The sequence below is a fragment of the Duganella rivi genome, from assembly GCF_009857435.1.
Lineage (GTDB): Bacteria > Pseudomonadota > Gammaproteobacteria > Burkholderiales > Burkholderiaceae_D > Rugamonas > Rugamonas rivi.
The window spans coordinates 639,281-655,019 of the sequence record NZ_WWCK01000004.1 but is presented as its reverse complement, the minus strand read 5'-3'; the positions used below and the strand labels follow the sequence as shown (position 1 = coordinate 655,019).

Genomic DNA, 15,739 nt, shown 5'->3' with positions numbered 1-15,739 from the left:
AAAGGTTGGTATGGGCGTATCATCATTTATTTCGTGGCGCTGAAAAAGAGTCGTTACGCAGAAACACTTTCAAAAAATTGAAGAAAATGCTGAGACTGGATGATTTAACCGTGTTTGTCCGTACCGCCGACCGCGGCAGCTTGTCGGCTGCTGCGCGGGAACTGGAGATTTCCCCGGCCTTGGCCAGCGCCGCCGTCAAGCGGCTGGAGGGCGAGTTGAAGCTGCGCTTATTCGCCCGCACCACGCGCTCGCTGCGGCTGACGGAGGAGGGCGAGCACTACCTGCGCCATGCGCGCGAAGCGTTGCGTCTGCTGAAAGAAGGGCATGACGCCCTGATGCAAGGGCAGGAAACGCTGGGCGGCACGCTGAAAATTTCCATGCCCTCAGATTTGGGGCGCAACATGGTGATAGCCTGGCTCGATGAGTTTCAGGCGCTGTATCCAAAAGTGAGCTTCCAGCTCAGCATCAGCGATCGGGTGTCGGATATGTACCGGCAGCCGGTTGATATCGCCATCCGCTACGGCGTACAGGAAGATTCCAGCCTGATCGCCTTTCCGCTGGCGCCGGAAAACCGCCGCGTGCTGGTGGCGTCGCCCGAGTACATCAAGCAGCACGGCAAGTTGAATTCACTGGATGAACTGGCGCGCCACAACTGCCTGCGATTCATGCTGGAAGACGTGGTCCACGACCGCTGGAGTTTCTACCGTGATGCCGACGCCGAGCCGGAAGTCATCCACGTCAATGGCAACCGCAGCGTGGACGATGCCGACGTGGTGCGGCGCTGGGCGGTGGCCGGTGTCGGCATCGCCTACAAGTCGCGGCTCGACCTGAGCGCCGACATACGCGCCGGCCGCTTGCAAGTGCTGCTGCCCGACGTGCTGGGCGAGCGCACCGCGCTCAACATGCTGTGCATGCACCGTTCGCAAGTCACGCCGACCGTGCTGCAACTGCGAGACTTCCTGCGCGCGCAGTGTGAAAAAGCTTAAGGACACCTGAAATCGGCGTCTGCCGTGCTTGCGGCGCAGCAAAATGCGCTTACCATAGCGGCAACAAGAACATCCGGGAGAGAGCCATGACCGAAACCCAGCGCGACATCCTGAGCGCCGGTTTTTCGCTGACCTTGATTGCGTTGGCCGCATTCGTGATGCAGCGATTCTTCCTGCCGCTGATCTGGGCCGGGATTTTATGCGTTGCCACCTGGCCGCTGTACCAGCGCATGCGGTCGCGTTTCGGCCGTCATCACATTTGGGCGGCAGTGGTACTGACCTTGCTGATGGCGGCGGTGTTCATCGTGCCGGTGTTGCTGGGCGTGGCGCAGGCAGCGAAGCAAGCGCCGGAGCTGGCCAACTACGTGGTCACCGCCAACACGGACGGCATCCCGGTGCCGCTCTTCGTGCAGCACCTGCCGGTGATCGGCGACGCCATTACCGACTGGTGGCAAGCGACGCTGAGCCAGCCGCACGGCTTGTCGCACCTGGTGTCCGAACGCCAGATCAACGGCTTCCACTCGGCCAGCGACATGATTAAAGTTGCCGGCGTGGGCTTCATGCACCGGCTGGTGGATTTTGGCTTGGCCTTCCTGTGCCTGTTCTTCTTCTACAAGGATGGCGAAGTGCTCAACCGCCAGATCACCGCCATCGGCAGCCGCTGGTTCAGCCAGGAACGCTGGTCGCATTACGCGCAAAAAATTCCGACTGCCATCCGCGCCACTGTCAACGGACTGGTGCTGGTAGGCTTGGCGGAAGGCGTGTTGATCGGCATTGGCTACGCGCTGACGGGACTGAAGTCGCCGGCGCTGTGGGCAGCGGCGACCGGCATTCTGGCCATCATTCCGTTTGGCGCGCCGCTGGCGTTTTTAAGCGCGGCTGCTGTGCTGGCCTTTAATAGCGCCATTCCTGCGGCAATTGCGGTCGCGGCATGGGGCGGCGTGGTGCTGTTCGTGGCGGATCACTTTGTACGGCCCGGCATCATCGGCAACGCGACGCGGCTGCCATTCCTGGCCGTACTGTTCGGCATACTCGGCGGGGTGGAAACCCTAGGCCTCGTTGGGCTGTTTATCGGCCCGGTGGTGATGGTTCTGTTTGTAACCCTGTGGCACGAGGCGCATCCAGCGGATGTCGGTTCGCCAGTTGCCACACCCAGGTGAGGAGCGCTAACGAAGCAGCGGCGTTGGCCGGCCTGTCATGCGACTGGGTAGGGCAACTGGCACCGGCAACCATTAGTGAGCCTTCGATTTCGACAGGATCAGCAACCAGCGGCGGAACAGCAGCACTTCCAGGTGGCCTGCCTGCACGCCGGTGTCGCATTCCATGATCGGGTTCACAGCGTAGAAACGCTTGCGGAAATCGCGGCACACCATCATTTCGCGTTTGCCCATGCGAACCATGAAAGAGGTTGGCAGGTATTCCAGACCGAAGCGGGAACCATAGCTGCTGTTCAGAGTGCTCATGTGAATTCCTTTTGTTGGTGATGTGTTTAACGAGGAGTTCAGAATAGCATAACTACTGTATGAATAAACAGGTACTGTGCAAATAAACAGTAAATTTCGTATTTCGTGGTTTTTGCGCCAACTTCATCGGCGCAAAGGCCTAAAGGACCAATTATTAGCAAACTGCTTAATTTCGTAGAGGCAAGATTGTCTCCGAGCGGGGAATTCGGCCTGCATTTGACCGTCGGCATGGCCTTGCTGCTGGCGGCGGGGATGGTTTTTCACGAGCTGGCCGAGGCGGTGATGGGGCAGGAAGCGATCACGGTGCTGGATGTGCAGGTGGCGCATTGGTTCAACGCCAACGCATTTGAGCCGCTGACGAGCCTCATGTACGGCGTCTCGGCGATGCACACGGTGGCCGGCATGGCGCTGCTGTTCTGCGCGTTCGCGGCCTATCTGTGGCGCGCCCAGGCCTACTATTGGCTGCTGGCGCTGGCGTTCTCGGTGCCGGGCGGGATGGTGTTGAATGTGGCGCTCAAACACGTGTTCCAGCGTGCGCGGCCGGTGTTCGAAGATCCGCTGGTGACCTTGGCGACGTACAGCTTCCCCAGCGGCCACACCACGGCGGCGACCTGTTTCTATGGCCTGCTGGCCAGCTACCTGGTGATCGCGCGCCCGGCCTGGAGCGTGCGCGTGGCAACGGTAGTGCTGTGTGTATCGATGGTATTGTTGGTAGCGTTCAGCCGCGTCTATCTTGGCGCGCATTATGTGAGCGACGTGCTGGCCGCGATGGCCGGGAGCGTGGCGTGGCTGGCTGTGTGTATTACCGCTATCTCCACCTTGCGCCGCCGGCGCGAGGCTAAAACTCTATAAACCGTATGGATAATATTGTCGTCATCGTCAATGCTAGCGCCGGCCTGGGATATTGCGGCGGATGGACTGCTGCGCTGGCCGAGAAATTCCGCGCGCAAGGCGTGGAGGCCGATATCACGCTGGCGAAAAGCGGCGCGGAGATGATTGCCCGCGCTGAACGGGCCGTGGCCGAAGGCGCGGCCACGGTGGCGGCGGGCGGCGGCGACGGCACCATCAACGCCGTGGCCTCGGTGCTGGTCGGGACGCCTACGCGGCTTGGCGTGCTGCCGCTCGGCACGCTCAATCACTTCGCCAAGGACTTGAAGATTCCGTTGGACTTGGACGAGGCAGTCGCCAATGCAGTGCACGGCGTTGCGGCGCAAGTGGACGTGGGCGAGGTCAACGGCCGTATCTTCCTCAACAACTCCAGCCTCGGCATTTATCCCGATCTTGTGCGCGACCGCGAGCAGCAACAGCGCCATCTCGGCCGCGGCAAGTGGCCGGCGTTCGGCCTGGCGCTGTTCACGGCGCTGCGGCGCTTTCCCTTCCTCAGCGTGCGGCTCAAGATTAACGGCGACGAGCATCTGCGCCGCACGCCTTTCGTCTTCATCGGCAACAACGAGTACCTGCAAGGCCTGACGCTGGGCGCGCGCGAACGGCTCGATACCGGTAAGCTGTGCCTGTACGTGGCGCAGAAGCCCACCCGGCTTGGCTTGCTGCGCTACGCCGTGCACGCGCTGTTCGGCCAATTGAAAGCGGCACGCGATTTTGATGTATTGTCAGCTTCCGAGCTGACGATAGAGACGCGCCACCAGCGCCTGCGTGTCGCCACCGACGGCGAAGTAACGCTGATGAGCCCGCCACTGTGCTATCGTTCGCGGGCAGCGGCGCTGACCGTGATTGTGCCGCCGGCCGACTAGGAGGGGAGCATGCGCACCATCGTCCATTTATCCGATTTGCATTTCGGTCGCGTCGATCAAGACTTGCTGCGGCCCTTGCAGGAATTGGTGACCAAGCTGGCCCCGGATGTGGTGGTGGTGTCGGGCGACCTGACCCAGCGCGCCAAGACCGAAGAATTCAAAGCCGCGCGCGCTTATCTCGACACCTTGCCGGGGCCGCAGATCGTGGTGCCGGGCAATCACGACATCCCGCTGTACAACGTCGCCAGCCGCTTCCTGACGCCGCTGCGCAAGTACACGCGCTACGTCACCTTGGATCTGGCGCCGGAATACGTGGATGAGGAAATCGCCATCCTCGGCATTAACACTGCGCGCTCGCTGACGTTTAAAGACGGTCGCGTCAACAAGGAACAACTGGCGCAGATGCGCCAGCGCATGCAGGCGGTGGGGCCGGAGCATACGCGCATCATCGTCACCCACCATCCTTTCGATTTGCCGGACAACTTCGATCCCGACGATCTAGTCGACCGCGCGCCAATGGCGATGCAAGCCTTTGCCGAGTGCGGCGTCGATGTTTTGCTGGCAGGCCACCTGCATTCCAGCCACGCGGGCAATAGCGCGCAGCGCTACAAGATCAGTGGCTATGCGGCGCTGGTGGTGCAGGCGGGGACAGCGACTTCCACGCGCGGGCGAGGGGAGTCCAACTCTTTCAACGTGCTGCGCGTGGCGCCCGATGATGTGCAGGTCGAGCGCTACAGCTGGATCGAGGGCACGGCCAGCTTTGAACCGGTTCATACCGAATGCTTCCGCCGCAGCGGCGACACCTGGTCGCTGGCGGCAGAGGCCTAGAGCCAGTAATTCATAAAGCGCGCCGCCCATTCCTTCATGCGGTTGAGCACCGGACGGTTGCGCCATTCCTCCAGCGTGATCTGATTCGAGTCGCGCAAATCCTCCTGGAACGCGCGCTCCATCTCGGTGCCGAAAGCATCGCCCATGACGATCACGTTGAGTTCGCTGTTGTGCAGGAAGCTGCGGGTATCGATATTGGTTGAGCCGACCGTCGACCAGTTGCCGTCGATGACGGCGGTCTTGGCGTGCAGCACCGCTAGCTTGAGCTGGTAGATCTTCACGCCCGCCGACAGCAAGTCATCGTAGAACGCGTGGCCGGCGTAGAACACCAGCCCGCTATCCGACACGCCAGGCAGCACGATCTTCACATCCACGCCGCGCTTGGCCGCCGCGATCAGCGCATCCACGGTTTGCCGGTCCGGTACAAAGTAGGCGGAGGTGAGATGGATGGTTTTCTTGGCTTCCTGAATCGCCAGCGCGTAAGCCTTGTAGATTTCAAACTGCCCGCCCGGATCGCTGCCCAGCACGCGCACCACCTTGTCGCCGGCGATGATCGGCTTGGGGAAGTAGTCGGCGTCCGGCAGTTCTTCCTTGTCCTGCGACGTCCACTGGCGGATGAACAGCCACTGGAAAGCCTGCACCGCCGGGCCTTCCACCTTGATGTGCGTATCGCGCCAGCCCACTTGCGACTTGTCGGTCGGTTTGGAGGCGGAGCGGAATAGCGAACTCTTGGCGTAGGTCTTGCTGATATTGATGCCGCCGGTGAACGCCATTTTGCCGTCCACGATCAGCACCTTGCGATGGTCGCGGTTGTTGAGATTCCAGCCTTCGCCGCTGACCTTGGCCGGATTCACCGGATTGAACTCAATCAAATGGATGCCGGCCTTGCGCATGCGCGCGAAGAACTCGGCCGGCACGCCGATCGTGCCCACGCTGTCGTACAAAATATTGACAGTCACGCCTTGCTGCTGCTTCTCGATCAGTGCATCGGCAAACTTCAGGCCCAGTTCGTCCTGATCGAAGATATAGGTTTCGAGATTGATGTGATTGCGCGCGGTAGCGATTGCTTCCAGCATGGCCTTCATGGTCTGCGGGCCGTCGAACAGCAGCGTGCACTTGTTACCGGGGATGAGCGGTACGCCAGTGGCTGCTTCTTCCAGCGCCGCGCCCGGCCAGCGCTTGGCCATCTTGCTCTTGGTCGCCGCCGATGCCGGCGCCAGTTGTTCGCCCAAGTCCTGCACGTTCGGCAGCGATGCACAGGCGCCCAGCAAGCCCCAGCACATCAGCAACAAGGGTAGCAAGATACGCATGCGCAGCGAAGTCATTTTATTCGTCCTTAGAGCCAAAGAAGAAAGTAACCGGGCTTTCGCGGAAGCGGCGGCCCAGCGCCTTGAGCAATTGCCAGCCATGCTTGAAGTGCACCTTGCGTGAACGCAGCGCCACCCACAGCGCCAGTCCAAAGCTGACCAGCAGATTAACCGTACCAATAGACAAGAAACCTGCCACCGAGGTCACAACTAATTCCCAGCTGACATTGTGATCGAGTCCAACAATTGCTGTCGCAAAATTGGCAGACGAGAAGGTGACGTGGCGGATATCGAGCGGAATGCCCAGCACGAAGCCGATAAACGGCATCACGCCCAGCAAAATACCGAAGAAGAAATTCCCCATCAGCCCGCCAAGATTGTTCTCCATGTAGACGCCGAGACGGTTCAAGCGTTCTTGTCCCAGCAGCCAGCGCAGGCCGCGTAGCTGCGAGATGCGTTGCGCCCAGCGCGTGTACAGCGCCTTGTTGTCGTAGTAGCCGGAAATCAGGCCGGCAACGAACAGGCAGACGCCGGCAATCGCCGCGTAGATCAAGGTCGGCGCATGAATCGGATCGATGTCGTGCAGCAGGTGCATGGCCTTTTCAGGCGAGACCAAGTGATGGCCGGTCATCAGCGGCCACGCCATGGCGATGGCGTAGGCGGTCGGAATCGCCACCGCCAGGTTGCCCAGCACCGCCATGTTTTGCGTGCGGATCACCTTGGCGCATAGTTCGGCCATGCTGTCGAGGTCGATATTGCGGCCGTCCTTCGATTGCAGGCCGGTGGCAATGCGCGACGCGGTCATGGCCGGCTGCTTGGTCGCCACCGTGAAGTGCAGCAGGTGGATGAACATGAAGCCCAGCGAGTAGTTCATGCTGAACAGGAAGGCTTCCACCAGCGGCGCAGCGCGCAGGTAGGACATCAGGATTTTAAACAGCGCCATGAAGCCGATCACCAGGCCGGCGCCGGCCGACGAGAAGAACATGCCAACCAGCTGCTTGCGGTTGTCGGCCACGTAGTGTTCGCCGGTGTGGCTGGCGTTCTCGGTGACGTTGCGGGCTAGCAGGTTAATGTTATCGCGCAGCAGGTCGCGCACCATGTATTTGTTGTTGTGGGCTTCCACCAGTTCCAGGCCCAGCGCGACGGCAGCGTTGCGGCGCTCGCTGTCGTGATGGCCATCGACCAGGAACAGCAGCTTGCGCATGCGATCCAGGCTTTGCATCAGCGACACCAGCAGGTAGGTGAGGGCGATGCTGGTGCCCTGGCTCAGGGCTTTCTTGCGGATCTTGCCGATCACGGTGTCGCACTGGTCGAGCATCACCAGCAGGTGGCGGGTGTCGTCCAGCGCGACGTCTTCACCGGCCAGCTTGCGCTGGTAGGCGTCGAGATAGGCGTTGACCTCGAAGTTCTGCACCATGAACGGTGATTCGTAGGTCTCCATCTCGGTGTGGAAATTGGTCAGGCGCGGCTCAAGGCCGATCGCGCACACGCGGTAGGACAGGGTGCGGATGGCGTCCAGCAGGCCGGGCAGCATCAGGTTGCGGTCATCGTCCGGCTCGGCCTGCTGCACCACGTCGAACAGGGCCAGCCAGTCGGCGACAGGCACGGCGGTCATCCACAGGTAATCGGTGCGCTTGTAGACGATTTGATCGAGCGCCTCGCTGAGGTAATCGTTGCCTAGCGCCGGTGGCAGGACGCGGTAGGCGATGCGGGTTTTCAGTTCGGTGAAGAAGCCGTCGTTGGACAGCACGCCGATCTCGGTGTACAAGCTGGGGTGGCGGCGCGAGGTAAGGATGTTGCGCGCATACGCGCGCAGGGCCAGCGCGTGTCCGGGATTGCCTTTCAATAGCTGGCACAAGGTGCGGACATTGGCCGTGGCTCGCGCGCCATCGGTGGCACGCGCGGGGCGGAGGGTGTCGAACAGCGCGACCATCAGGCCGATATCGCTACTGTCCGCGTCAATTTGTTCAAGGATTTCTAGCATCGTCCGAGTATAGCGGCGATGCAAGCTGCTGTATGTACGCTATCGTACATAGTTTTTTGGCACTATTTTGGCTTGGCCGGGCAAGTGGCGCCGAGCCAGCGGCCGGTCGATTCCACCGTGGCCGTGCGTGGGCCGACATTGGTGTTGTTGGTGACGTTCATGGTCATGGTGTAGGCATTGTCGCCGTTGAAGCGGATTTGCCCGGTGCCGCTGGAGGCGGGATCGGTGCAGGTATAGGAAACGTTCATGCCGCCCGCCACCGGCTCTTGCCTGGTATTGCACTTGCCTTTTTGATTCATCGGCAACTCCTTGCGCGAGGCCATCTCCGGCGTGACGCAAGCGGTTAGCGTGATGCTGCCGTCGCTGCCGGCCTTGGGCATGGAGACGCCGTTCTGCGCCATGATCGCTTCCATTTGCGCGCGCTGTGCCGGCGGCATGGCGGCCAGCTGGGCCAGGGCGGCACTCATGACCTGGTCTTGCTCGGCGTTGCCGGTCTTGACCTTGTTATTCAATTCCCACAAGCCGGGCTTGATGGTTTGCGTTTGCGCGGAGGCTTGAGCGGCAGCCGCGATTGCTAAAGCGAGCAACAGACGTTTCATGATGTCCTCCCGAAAACGGCTAGCATAAACGAAAACGGCGCCCCGGTTCAGCGGGCGCCGTTTAATCCGATTGCGGAGAAGGCTACACGCCGCGTCCGCTAATCAGGCGCAGCAGCACCATGATGATGGCTACTACCAGCAGGATGTGGATGAAGCCGCCGATGGTGTACGACGTCACCAAGCCCAGCAGCCACAGGATAAGCAGAACGACAGCAATGGTATAAAGCATGATGATCTCCTCGGGTTGTGTTGGATCTATTATCTACATGCACCGTTGTGAATTCTGTACGCTGCCGTACCTTGCTCCTTAGTCCATCGAACGCAGCTGGCCGTTCACGACGCGCACGGAATCGCCCGAGCGCCACGATGGCTGCTGCGAATTGTGGAAGGTGCGCTTGGTGCCGTTATCCATGCGAACCACCACGTCCCAGGTGTGGGTGGTTTTCATATTGCCTTCGATCTGGTTGCCGGCCACTGCGCCGCCGACCGCACCGGCGACGGTTGCCAGTTGACGGCCGTGGCCGCTACCGACCTGGTTGCCGAGCAGGCCGCCCAGCACTGCGCCGCCGACTGCGCCGACGCCGCTGCCCTTTGGACGATGCTCGATCGCGCGCACCGATTCCACCACGCCGCAATTGGCGCATGGCGCCTGGCGGGCTTCCTGTTCAGGCAGTTGGCCTTGGCCTTGCTGCGCCAGGGATTGCTGCTGCGGTGCTTGCGCTGCGTCGTTGAACGCAGTCTTCGGCGCCCGTTCCGGCGCCGGCGGCAGGCCGCTCACTTGCGCCGGCACGGTGGCGTTGGAGGTCGGCAGCCAGCCCAGGATCGCTGCGCTGCCGACGCCGCAGAACAGCACGACCGCCACGGCGGCAATGACCATGATCGGATGGGTGGCTGGTTTGTTTGGGGTATCCATGGGTGTGTCCTCTGTTATTGATTAAGGCGCATATTTTCCTCAAGGACATCTAAGTCTTCCGTGCGTCAGCGTACATACAGTGCAAATAATTGCCCTTATTCTGCGAGCATGCACACCACGACCTCAACCTCCATCGACGAAGATCGCGCGCCCCTGCGGCTGGCGAACAATCGCCTGCTGGCCAGCTTGCCGGACGACGATCAGCTGCAGTTGGCGCAGAAATGTGAGACGGTGCGGGTGGAGAACGGCCAGTTGCTGTCGGAACCGGGACAGGAACTGCGGCATGTTTATTTTCCCATCGACTGTTTGATTTCGCTGCTCGGCGTGGCCGAGGGCCGCATGACGCTGGAAGTCGGCTCGCTGGGCCGCGAGGGCATGCTGGGCGCCTCGGTGGTGCTGGGCAATCCGCTGTCGCAGGTGCGGGCGGTGGTGCAGCGTTCTGGCCGCGTGTACCGGATGGCGGTCGAGGATTTCGTGACCGAGTTTTATCGCATGGAATCGTTGCAGCATCTGCTGCACCGCTACACGGATGCCTTGCTGACGCAGGCGATCCAAATTGCCGTGTGCAGCCGCTTCCACGTGCTGGAGGCACGGCTGGCGCGCTCGCTGCTGATTACGCGGGATCGCCTGCAGTCGGATAAATTCCATCTCACCCACGAGTTTCTCGCGCATGCGCTGGGCGTGCGCCGCGTCGGCGTGACCAAGGCGGCCAGCGCCTTGCTGCAGCAAAAGCTGATTACCTACAGCCGCGGCAATATCGAGATCCTCGACTCGGTCGGCCTGGAAGCCGTCTCTTGCCACTGCTACGATCTGTTCAAGGAAAAATAAAACGGGCCTCGGTGAACCGAGGCCCGTTGTTCCTGGAGCGAAGATCGATTAACGCGGTGGCTTCTGCACTTGGTTACCGATCACGCCGCCGACCGCTGCGCCGCCCACGGTGCCGACCGAGCTACCGCCGGTCAGTACTGAGCCGGCCACTGCGCCGACGCCCGCGCCAATCGCGGTATTTTTATCCTGCGCCGACATATTGGCGCAACCAGTTGCCGCCGCCAGCACGGCGAGGCTTGCTGCAATAAGCTTGATCTTGTTCATGGTGATCTCCTTGTTGTAGGTGGTGTCAGGATAAGCACGCGCGCCGCCTGCTTCCGTTCGCCATCGCACTCTGAGCAGGGATCAGCGTTTCACCGCGCCCGCCTGCGCCATCAAAGACTGGCAGCCGGCCGTCTCGCCCGGGCCGGCGCTGACCAGCGGCACGATGGCCGCCACCGGCGCCACCACCGCCAGTGCCAAGGCGCCGCCGGCGCGCAAGGCCAGCGTGCCTTTGTCGACACTGATATCCGGTTCTTTGAACGTGCCGCGCACGTAGATCGGCGCGCGCAGCGAAATCACGCGCATGCTCTTGGCGTCGGGCTTCAGGGTCAGATCGAGCTTCTCGTTGCCGAGGTTGACGGTGCCGCCGATATCGATGCGCGCCTCGGACGTATCGACCACGAACAGGCGCGATTTCATCAAGCCGTTGGTGACGGCAAAATCGGTCACCATGCAATTGAGCTTGACCTGCTTGTCGCCGACCATCTTGGTCAGCACCACGCTGCCGATATTGAGGCCCATGGCTTCCAGCAGCAGCTTGCTGACGCTGCCTTCGTTGACCACGCCTTTCAACTCGCCGTTGGAGGCGCCGAGCAGGCCGGCCACCGAATTACCGGCGGCGGTCAGCGCCACGTCGGCATTGACTTCGCCGACCGTGGCCTGCATGCCGTCGATGCCGGGGAATAGCTGCTTGAGTTGCAGATGGCGCGCGCCGGCTTTCAATTCGGCGCGGATGGCGTTGGGATTGACCTTGCCGCTGCCATCGAGCATGACGGTGGAGGTGAAGCGGCCGCCGGCGATGTCGAAGTTCAGCGGTTTCAACGCCAGTACGCCATCCTTCATGTGGATTTGCGTCTCCAGATTTTGAATCGGCAAATCCTTGTTGCGGGTGATGCGCGCAGCTTTGAAGTTGACGTCGGCATCAATGGCCGTCCAGCGCTCGGTGCGGAAGGTTTCGACTGGCAGCACTCTGTTGCCCGGCTGGACGGCATCGGCGCCGCGCGCTTCCTTGCTGGCGTTGGAGTCGGCGCCGATCAGCGGGCCGAGGTCGGATACTTGCAACAGCTTGGACTGCACCGTGCCGCTCAATAGCGGGCGCGGTTCGCCGGTCTTGAAATCGAGCTTGCCGCCGATATCGCTCTGGCCGACCTTGCCGGTGAACTGGTCGTAAATCCAGTGGCTGGCGTTGGCGCCGAGGTTGCCGGTGAGGTGGCCTTCGGTGACGAATGGCGGTGTTTCCGGCAGCAGCACGCCGGTCAGCGCGTACAGGCGCGCCATGCTGGGAGCGGACAGCTTGAGCCGCATGTCGATGGCCGCCAGCGAGGCCGGCTTGGTCAGCGTGCCTTCAAAGCTGATATTGGTGCCGCCGATGTTGAGATGGGCCGCGAGCGGGAAGGGCGTGCTTTGCTGCTGCAAGGACAGTACCGCGCCGGCCTTGCCGCTGCCGCTCACATCGCGGTTATTCCATTTGCCGTGCAGCTGCCACGCGACGCCGTAGCGCGGATCGCTGATGGTGTCGATATCGGCGCTGGCGTCGACGTGCGTCATGGCGTCGATGTAGCGCACCGTGCCTTTGGAGAACACCACGCGGTTGACCTCCAGCTTCCATGCGGAAGGCTGGTCGTCGCGCTTGAAGGTCCAATTGTTCTTGCCATCGGCGTCGCGTTGCAGCAGCAGGGCGGGATTGTCAAAGCGCAGCTCGGGAATCTCGATACGCTGGCGCAGCAGCGGCAGCAGGTCGATGGCAAACGCGAACTGGCTCACGCTGACCATTTCGCTGGGCGCTTGCATGCCGCGCGGATTGCCAACGTGGACATCGCGCGCCACCAGGTGCGGCAGCGGTAGCCAGCGGCCTTGCTGGCGCCATGCCAGCGACACGGCGCCGCGGATCTCGAACGGCCGGTCGATGGCCGCGCTGATCTTGTCGTTGAGCCACGGCCGCGCCTGATTCCAGTCGACATTGCCGAGGACAACCACGGCGGCCACCGGCACGCCTAGCGCAAGGCTGGCGGCGGCAATGGCAATTCGGCGGCGGCGGAGGACGGGCGAGGGCATAACGGACCTTGATTCTTCTAGTTGCATCATTTTACACATTCCGTTTTTGTGCGTCACCGTACTGATGGCAATTGAACCTGAGCCTATAACTGTAATCGTCCCACTCACCTCAAGGAGAAAAATAATGGACCAATTAAAAATGCTGGGTGCCGTCGTGCTGGTGCTGGGCCTGAGTGCTTGCGCCAGCGATAAGACGCCTGCGACTGCCGATGTGGCGGTCTCGCGCGAAGCGGTGGCCGCTGCCACCAGCGCTGGTGCTGCTGACCTTGCGCCGGCCGAGATGCAATCGGCGCGTGAAAAACTGATGCGCGCCAATCAAGCGCTGGCCGCCAAGGATTACAAGGCGGCGCAGGACTTGGCCATCCAGGCTTCGGCCGATGCGCAACTGGCGCAGAGCAAGGCCAACTCGAGCAAGGCCACCATGGCTGCCGATGAGCTGCAACAAAATATCCGCCTGCTGCGCGAGGAACTGCAACGCGCTAACGCTACTAGCCAACAATAAATCGAACGGAGACCATCATGAAAAAACTCATCCTGCTGCCGACTGCCTTTGCCATGTCGGTGATGTTTGCTGCATGCAGCACCACGCCGACCACCACCAGCCAGCTTGATCAAGCACGCGGCGATTTCGTCGCGGCGCAAAATAATCCGTCGGTGGCAGCGAATGCGCCACTGGAATTCAAAGCCGCGTCCGATGCGATGGATCGTGCTAATGCGGCCGCCGCCAAAAAGGAAAGCTTGAACGAGATCGATAAGCTGGCCTACATCGCCAAGCAGAAGATCGCCACCGCGCAGGAAGCAGCGCGCGCCAAGCAGGCCGAATCCGAGGTTGCCAACGCGGCCCGCCAGCGCGACGAAATTCGCTTGCAGGCGCGCACCGCTGAAGCAGACCGCGCAAAATCGCAGGCCATGCAAGCCAAGTCGCAAGCTGAGCAAGCCAAGGCTGATGCCGATGCGGCCCGCGCCCAGGCAGATGCCGCTGGCAATGCCGCACGCGATGAAGCCGCCCGCAATGCAGCCTTGCAGCAGCAACTGGCCGATCTGCAAGCCAAGCAGACCGAGCGCGGCATCGTGATCACCTTGAGCGACGTGCTGTTTAACGTTGATCGCGCTGAACTGAGCGCCGAAGGTATGCGCACTGCACAGAAAGTCGCTGATGTGCTGATGCAGGAGCCGCAAAGCGTGGTGCTGGTTGAAGGTTTTACTGATAGCACCGGCACGTCTTCGCACAACCTGGAACTGTCGCAACGCCGCGCCGAATCGGTGCGCGCCGCGCTGACCGGCCTGGGCGTCCCGGCTGCCAAGATCGCCACCCGTGGCTATGGCGAGGCCTATCCAGTGGCCAGCAATGCCGACGCCGGCAGCCGCCAGTTGAACCGTCGCGTTGAAATTGTGCTGTCGCAAAATGGCGCACCGATTGCCAACCGCCGTTAATCTTACCTTTGAAGGAGTGCCCCATGGCTGAATCTAACATATCCCATCCGGCAGGCATCGACGTTGAAGCCATCCGCGCGGCCGCCCGCAACCTGGAAGACGGCCCGGTCACGGCTGGCTATCAAGGTGACCGCGTGGCGGTCATCAAGATGCTCAACGATGCGCTGGCCACCGAACTGGTGTGCGTCATGCGCTACAAGCGGCATTACTACACGGTGAGCGGGCGCGAGAATGCCGGCATCAAGGCCGAATTCCTCGAGCACGCGCAGGAGGAGCAGGAGCACGCCGATTGGCTGGCCGAGCGCATCGTCCAGCTGAACGGCGATCCTGATTTCAATCCGGCAACATTGCTCGCACGCAGCCATGCCGAGTATGATGCGTCAGAAGACGTACAATCGATGGTTCGCGCCAATTTGATCGCGGAGCGGGTGGCCATCGAGTCGTATCGGCAAATGATCGCCCAAATCGGCGAAAGTGACCCGACCTCGCGCCAACTTTTGATCAAGATCATGGCAGTGGAAGAAGAACACGCGGACGATATGCGTGATCTGCTTGACGCGCACGGTTAAGGCAATTTGGCAATATTTGCTGTACAGTTTTCACATCAACAACCACAACAGGAGCTTCATCATGCTGGAACAAAACATCAGTACCGTGAATAACGACGTGAAAACTCTGGTTAAAGATGCGCAAGCATTGTTCACCGCAGCCACCGCGCTGACCGGTGAAAAAGCCGACGAACTGCGCGGCCGCGGCATGCGCGCGCTGGACACGGCACTGGCCAAGGCCCACGAAGCGCAGGTGAGCGCAGTCGCGGCGACCAAGGAAGCCGCCAAGCAAGCCGACGAGTACGTCAAGGAAAACCCATGGCGTTCGATCGCCGTGGCAGCGGGCGTTGGCCTGCTGATCGGCGTCATCATCGGCCGCAAGTAATTCATCGTGGCGCATGAGGAAGGCAATCGCCCCCCGGGCCTGATCGCGTCGGTGGGCCTGTTGGCCCGCAACGCGATCGGCCTGTTGCTCAATCGGCTGGAACTTGCAGCGGTTGAGCTGGCGGAGGTGCGCGACCACCTGCTGAAGCTTGCGCTGGTATTTGCGCTGGCTGTGGTGCTGGGTGGTTTTGCGCTGATCTATGCTTCGGTCACCATCGTCTACCTGGCGTGGGCGGCAATCGGCTGGGTGATCCTGCCGATTATCACCGGGGTGTTCTTGCTGATCGCTATCGGGCTGATCTTGTACGCGCGCGCGGTGCTGCGCAGCGGTAAGCTGTCCTTGCCGGCGACCATGGCAGAACTCAAATCCGACCGCGACATGCTGTTGTAAGGAGCGA

At 61.5% G+C, this 15,739-nt stretch carries 19 protein-coding genes; 11 read left to right on the top strand and 8 right to left on the bottom strand.

Annotated elements, in window-relative coordinates; all coding sequences use genetic code 11:
* The first annotated feature begins 86 nt into the window (after positions 1-86).
* Together GTP45_RS15465 and GTP45_RS15460 are read left to right on the top strand one after the other, a co-directional pair.
* The gene (locus tag GTP45_RS15465) at positions 87-986 is read left to right on the top strand and encodes a LysR family transcriptional regulator (RefSeq protein ID WP_161014738.1); all 900 of its coding nucleotides are present in this window, start codon (positions 87-89) and stop codon (positions 984-986) included.
* Between the two features lie 86 nt (positions 987-1,072).
* Complete coding sequence (locus tag GTP45_RS15460; protein ID WP_161014737.1) at positions 1,073-2,146, top strand: AI-2E family transporter; 1,074 nt, start codon at positions 1,073-1,075, stop codon at positions 2,144-2,146.
* A gap of 72 nt (positions 2,147-2,218) precedes the next feature.
* Here the strand turns inward: GTP45_RS15460 and GTP45_RS15455 are convergent, their stop codons facing one another.
* Complete coding sequence (locus GTP45_RS15455) at positions 2,219-2,449, bottom strand: hypothetical protein (RefSeq protein WP_090192292.1); 231 nt, start codon at positions 2,447-2,449, stop codon at positions 2,219-2,221.
* A 186-nt stretch (positions 2,450-2,635) separates the two neighbouring features.
* On the opposite strand from GTP45_RS15455, the gene GTP45_RS15450 reads away from it, so the two are divergent.
* From GTP45_RS15450 to GTP45_RS15440, 3 genes are read left to right on the top strand one after another with little or no spacing between them, the layout of a single operon-like run.
* Positions 2,636-3,301, top strand: coding sequence for a phosphatase PAP2 family protein (locus tag GTP45_RS15450; RefSeq protein WP_229258476.1), 666 nt, complete (start codon positions 2,636-2,638; stop codon positions 3,299-3,301).
* A gap of 5 nt (positions 3,302-3,306) precedes the next feature.
* Positions 3,307-4,200 carry a diacylglycerol/lipid kinase family protein gene (locus tag GTP45_RS15445; protein ID WP_161014736.1) on the top strand — a complete coding sequence of 298 codons (894 nt, stop codon included), beginning with the start codon at positions 3,307-3,309 and terminating at the stop codon, positions 4,198-4,200.
* A 9-nt stretch (positions 4,201-4,209) separates the two neighbouring features.
* Complete coding sequence (locus tag GTP45_RS15440) at positions 4,210-5,028, top strand: metallophosphoesterase family protein (RefSeq protein ID WP_161014735.1); 819 nt, start codon at positions 4,210-4,212, stop codon at positions 5,026-5,028.
* Here GTP45_RS15440 and cls read toward each other — a convergent pair.
* The 5 genes from cls to GTP45_RS15415 form a co-directional block, all read right to left on the bottom strand.
* Positions 5,025-6,353, bottom strand: coding sequence for a cardiolipin synthase (gene cls, locus GTP45_RS15435; RefSeq protein WP_161014734.1), 1,329 nt, complete (start codon positions 6,351-6,353; stop codon positions 5,025-5,027). The two genes, GTP45_RS15440 and cls, sit on opposite strands and share 4 nt — an antisense overlap.
* A 1-nt stretch (position 6,354) precedes the next feature.
* Positions 6,355-8,319, bottom strand: a complete 1,965-nt coding sequence (locus GTP45_RS15430; RefSeq protein ID WP_161014733.1) for a site-specific recombinase — start codon at positions 8,317-8,319, stop codon at positions 6,355-6,357.
* 62 nt (positions 8,320-8,381) lie between these two features.
* Positions 8,382-8,918 carry a DUF3617 domain-containing protein gene (locus GTP45_RS15425; protein ID WP_161014732.1) on the bottom strand — a complete coding sequence of 179 codons (537 nt, stop codon included), beginning with the start codon at positions 8,916-8,918 and terminating at the stop codon, positions 8,382-8,384.
* Positions 8,919-9,000: 82 nt separating this feature from the next.
* Complete coding sequence (locus GTP45_RS15420; protein ID WP_008446864.1) at positions 9,001-9,147, bottom strand: lmo0937 family membrane protein; 147 nt, start codon at positions 9,145-9,147, stop codon at positions 9,001-9,003.
* 78 nt (positions 9,148-9,225) lie between these two features.
* Positions 9,226-9,831, bottom strand: a complete 606-nt coding sequence (locus GTP45_RS15415; RefSeq protein ID WP_229258475.1) for a glycine zipper 2TM domain-containing protein — start codon at positions 9,829-9,831, stop codon at positions 9,226-9,228.
* 108 nt (positions 9,832-9,939) lie between these two features.
* Between GTP45_RS15415 and GTP45_RS15410 the strand changes: the two genes are divergently transcribed.
* On the top strand, positions 9,940-10,659 hold the full coding sequence (locus GTP45_RS15410; protein ID WP_161014731.1) for a Crp/Fnr family transcriptional regulator: 720 nt from the start codon (positions 9,940-9,942) through the stop codon (positions 10,657-10,659).
* 48 nt (positions 10,660-10,707) lie between these two features.
* Here GTP45_RS15410 and GTP45_RS15405 read toward each other — a convergent pair whose 3' ends face one another.
* On the bottom strand, positions 10,708-10,923 hold the full coding sequence (locus GTP45_RS15405; protein ID WP_161014730.1) for a YMGG-like glycine zipper-containing protein: 216 nt from the start codon (positions 10,921-10,923) through the stop codon (positions 10,708-10,710).
* 81 nt (positions 10,924-11,004) lie between these two features.
* Positions 11,005-12,975 carry an AsmA family protein gene (locus GTP45_RS15400; RefSeq protein ID WP_161014729.1) on the bottom strand — a complete coding sequence of 657 codons (1,971 nt, stop codon included), beginning with the start codon at positions 12,973-12,975 and terminating at the stop codon, positions 11,005-11,007.
* 124 nt (positions 12,976-13,099) lie between these two features.
* Between GTP45_RS15400 and GTP45_RS15395 the strand changes: the two genes are divergently transcribed.
* From GTP45_RS15395 to GTP45_RS15375, 5 genes are all read left to right on the top strand, one after another.
* A complete protein-coding gene (locus tag GTP45_RS15395) occupies positions 13,100-13,477 on the top strand; it encodes a DUF4398 domain-containing protein (RefSeq protein ID WP_161014728.1) in 378 nt (125 codons plus the stop codon).
* Between the two features lie 17 nt (positions 13,478-13,494).
* Positions 13,495-14,409: an OmpA family protein gene (locus tag GTP45_RS15390; protein WP_229258474.1), complete on the top strand. Its 915-nt coding sequence runs from the start codon at positions 13,495-13,497 to the stop codon at positions 14,407-14,409.
* A gap of 23 nt (positions 14,410-14,432) precedes the next feature.
* On the top strand, positions 14,433-14,978 hold the full coding sequence (locus GTP45_RS15385) for a ferritin-like domain-containing protein (protein ID WP_161014727.1): 546 nt from the start codon (positions 14,433-14,435) through the stop codon (positions 14,976-14,978).
* Positions 14,979-15,039: 61 nt separating this feature from the next.
* Positions 15,040-15,342: an ElaB/YgaM/YqjD family protein gene (locus GTP45_RS15380; RefSeq protein WP_161014726.1), complete on the top strand. Its 303-nt coding sequence runs from the start codon at positions 15,040-15,042 to the stop codon at positions 15,340-15,342.
* A gap of 6 nt (positions 15,343-15,348) precedes the next feature.
* Positions 15,349-15,732 carry a phage holin family protein gene (locus GTP45_RS15375; protein ID WP_371874460.1) on the top strand — a complete coding sequence of 128 codons (384 nt, stop codon included), beginning with the start codon at positions 15,349-15,351 and terminating at the stop codon, positions 15,730-15,732.
* Positions 15,733-15,739 lie beyond the last annotated feature (7 nt).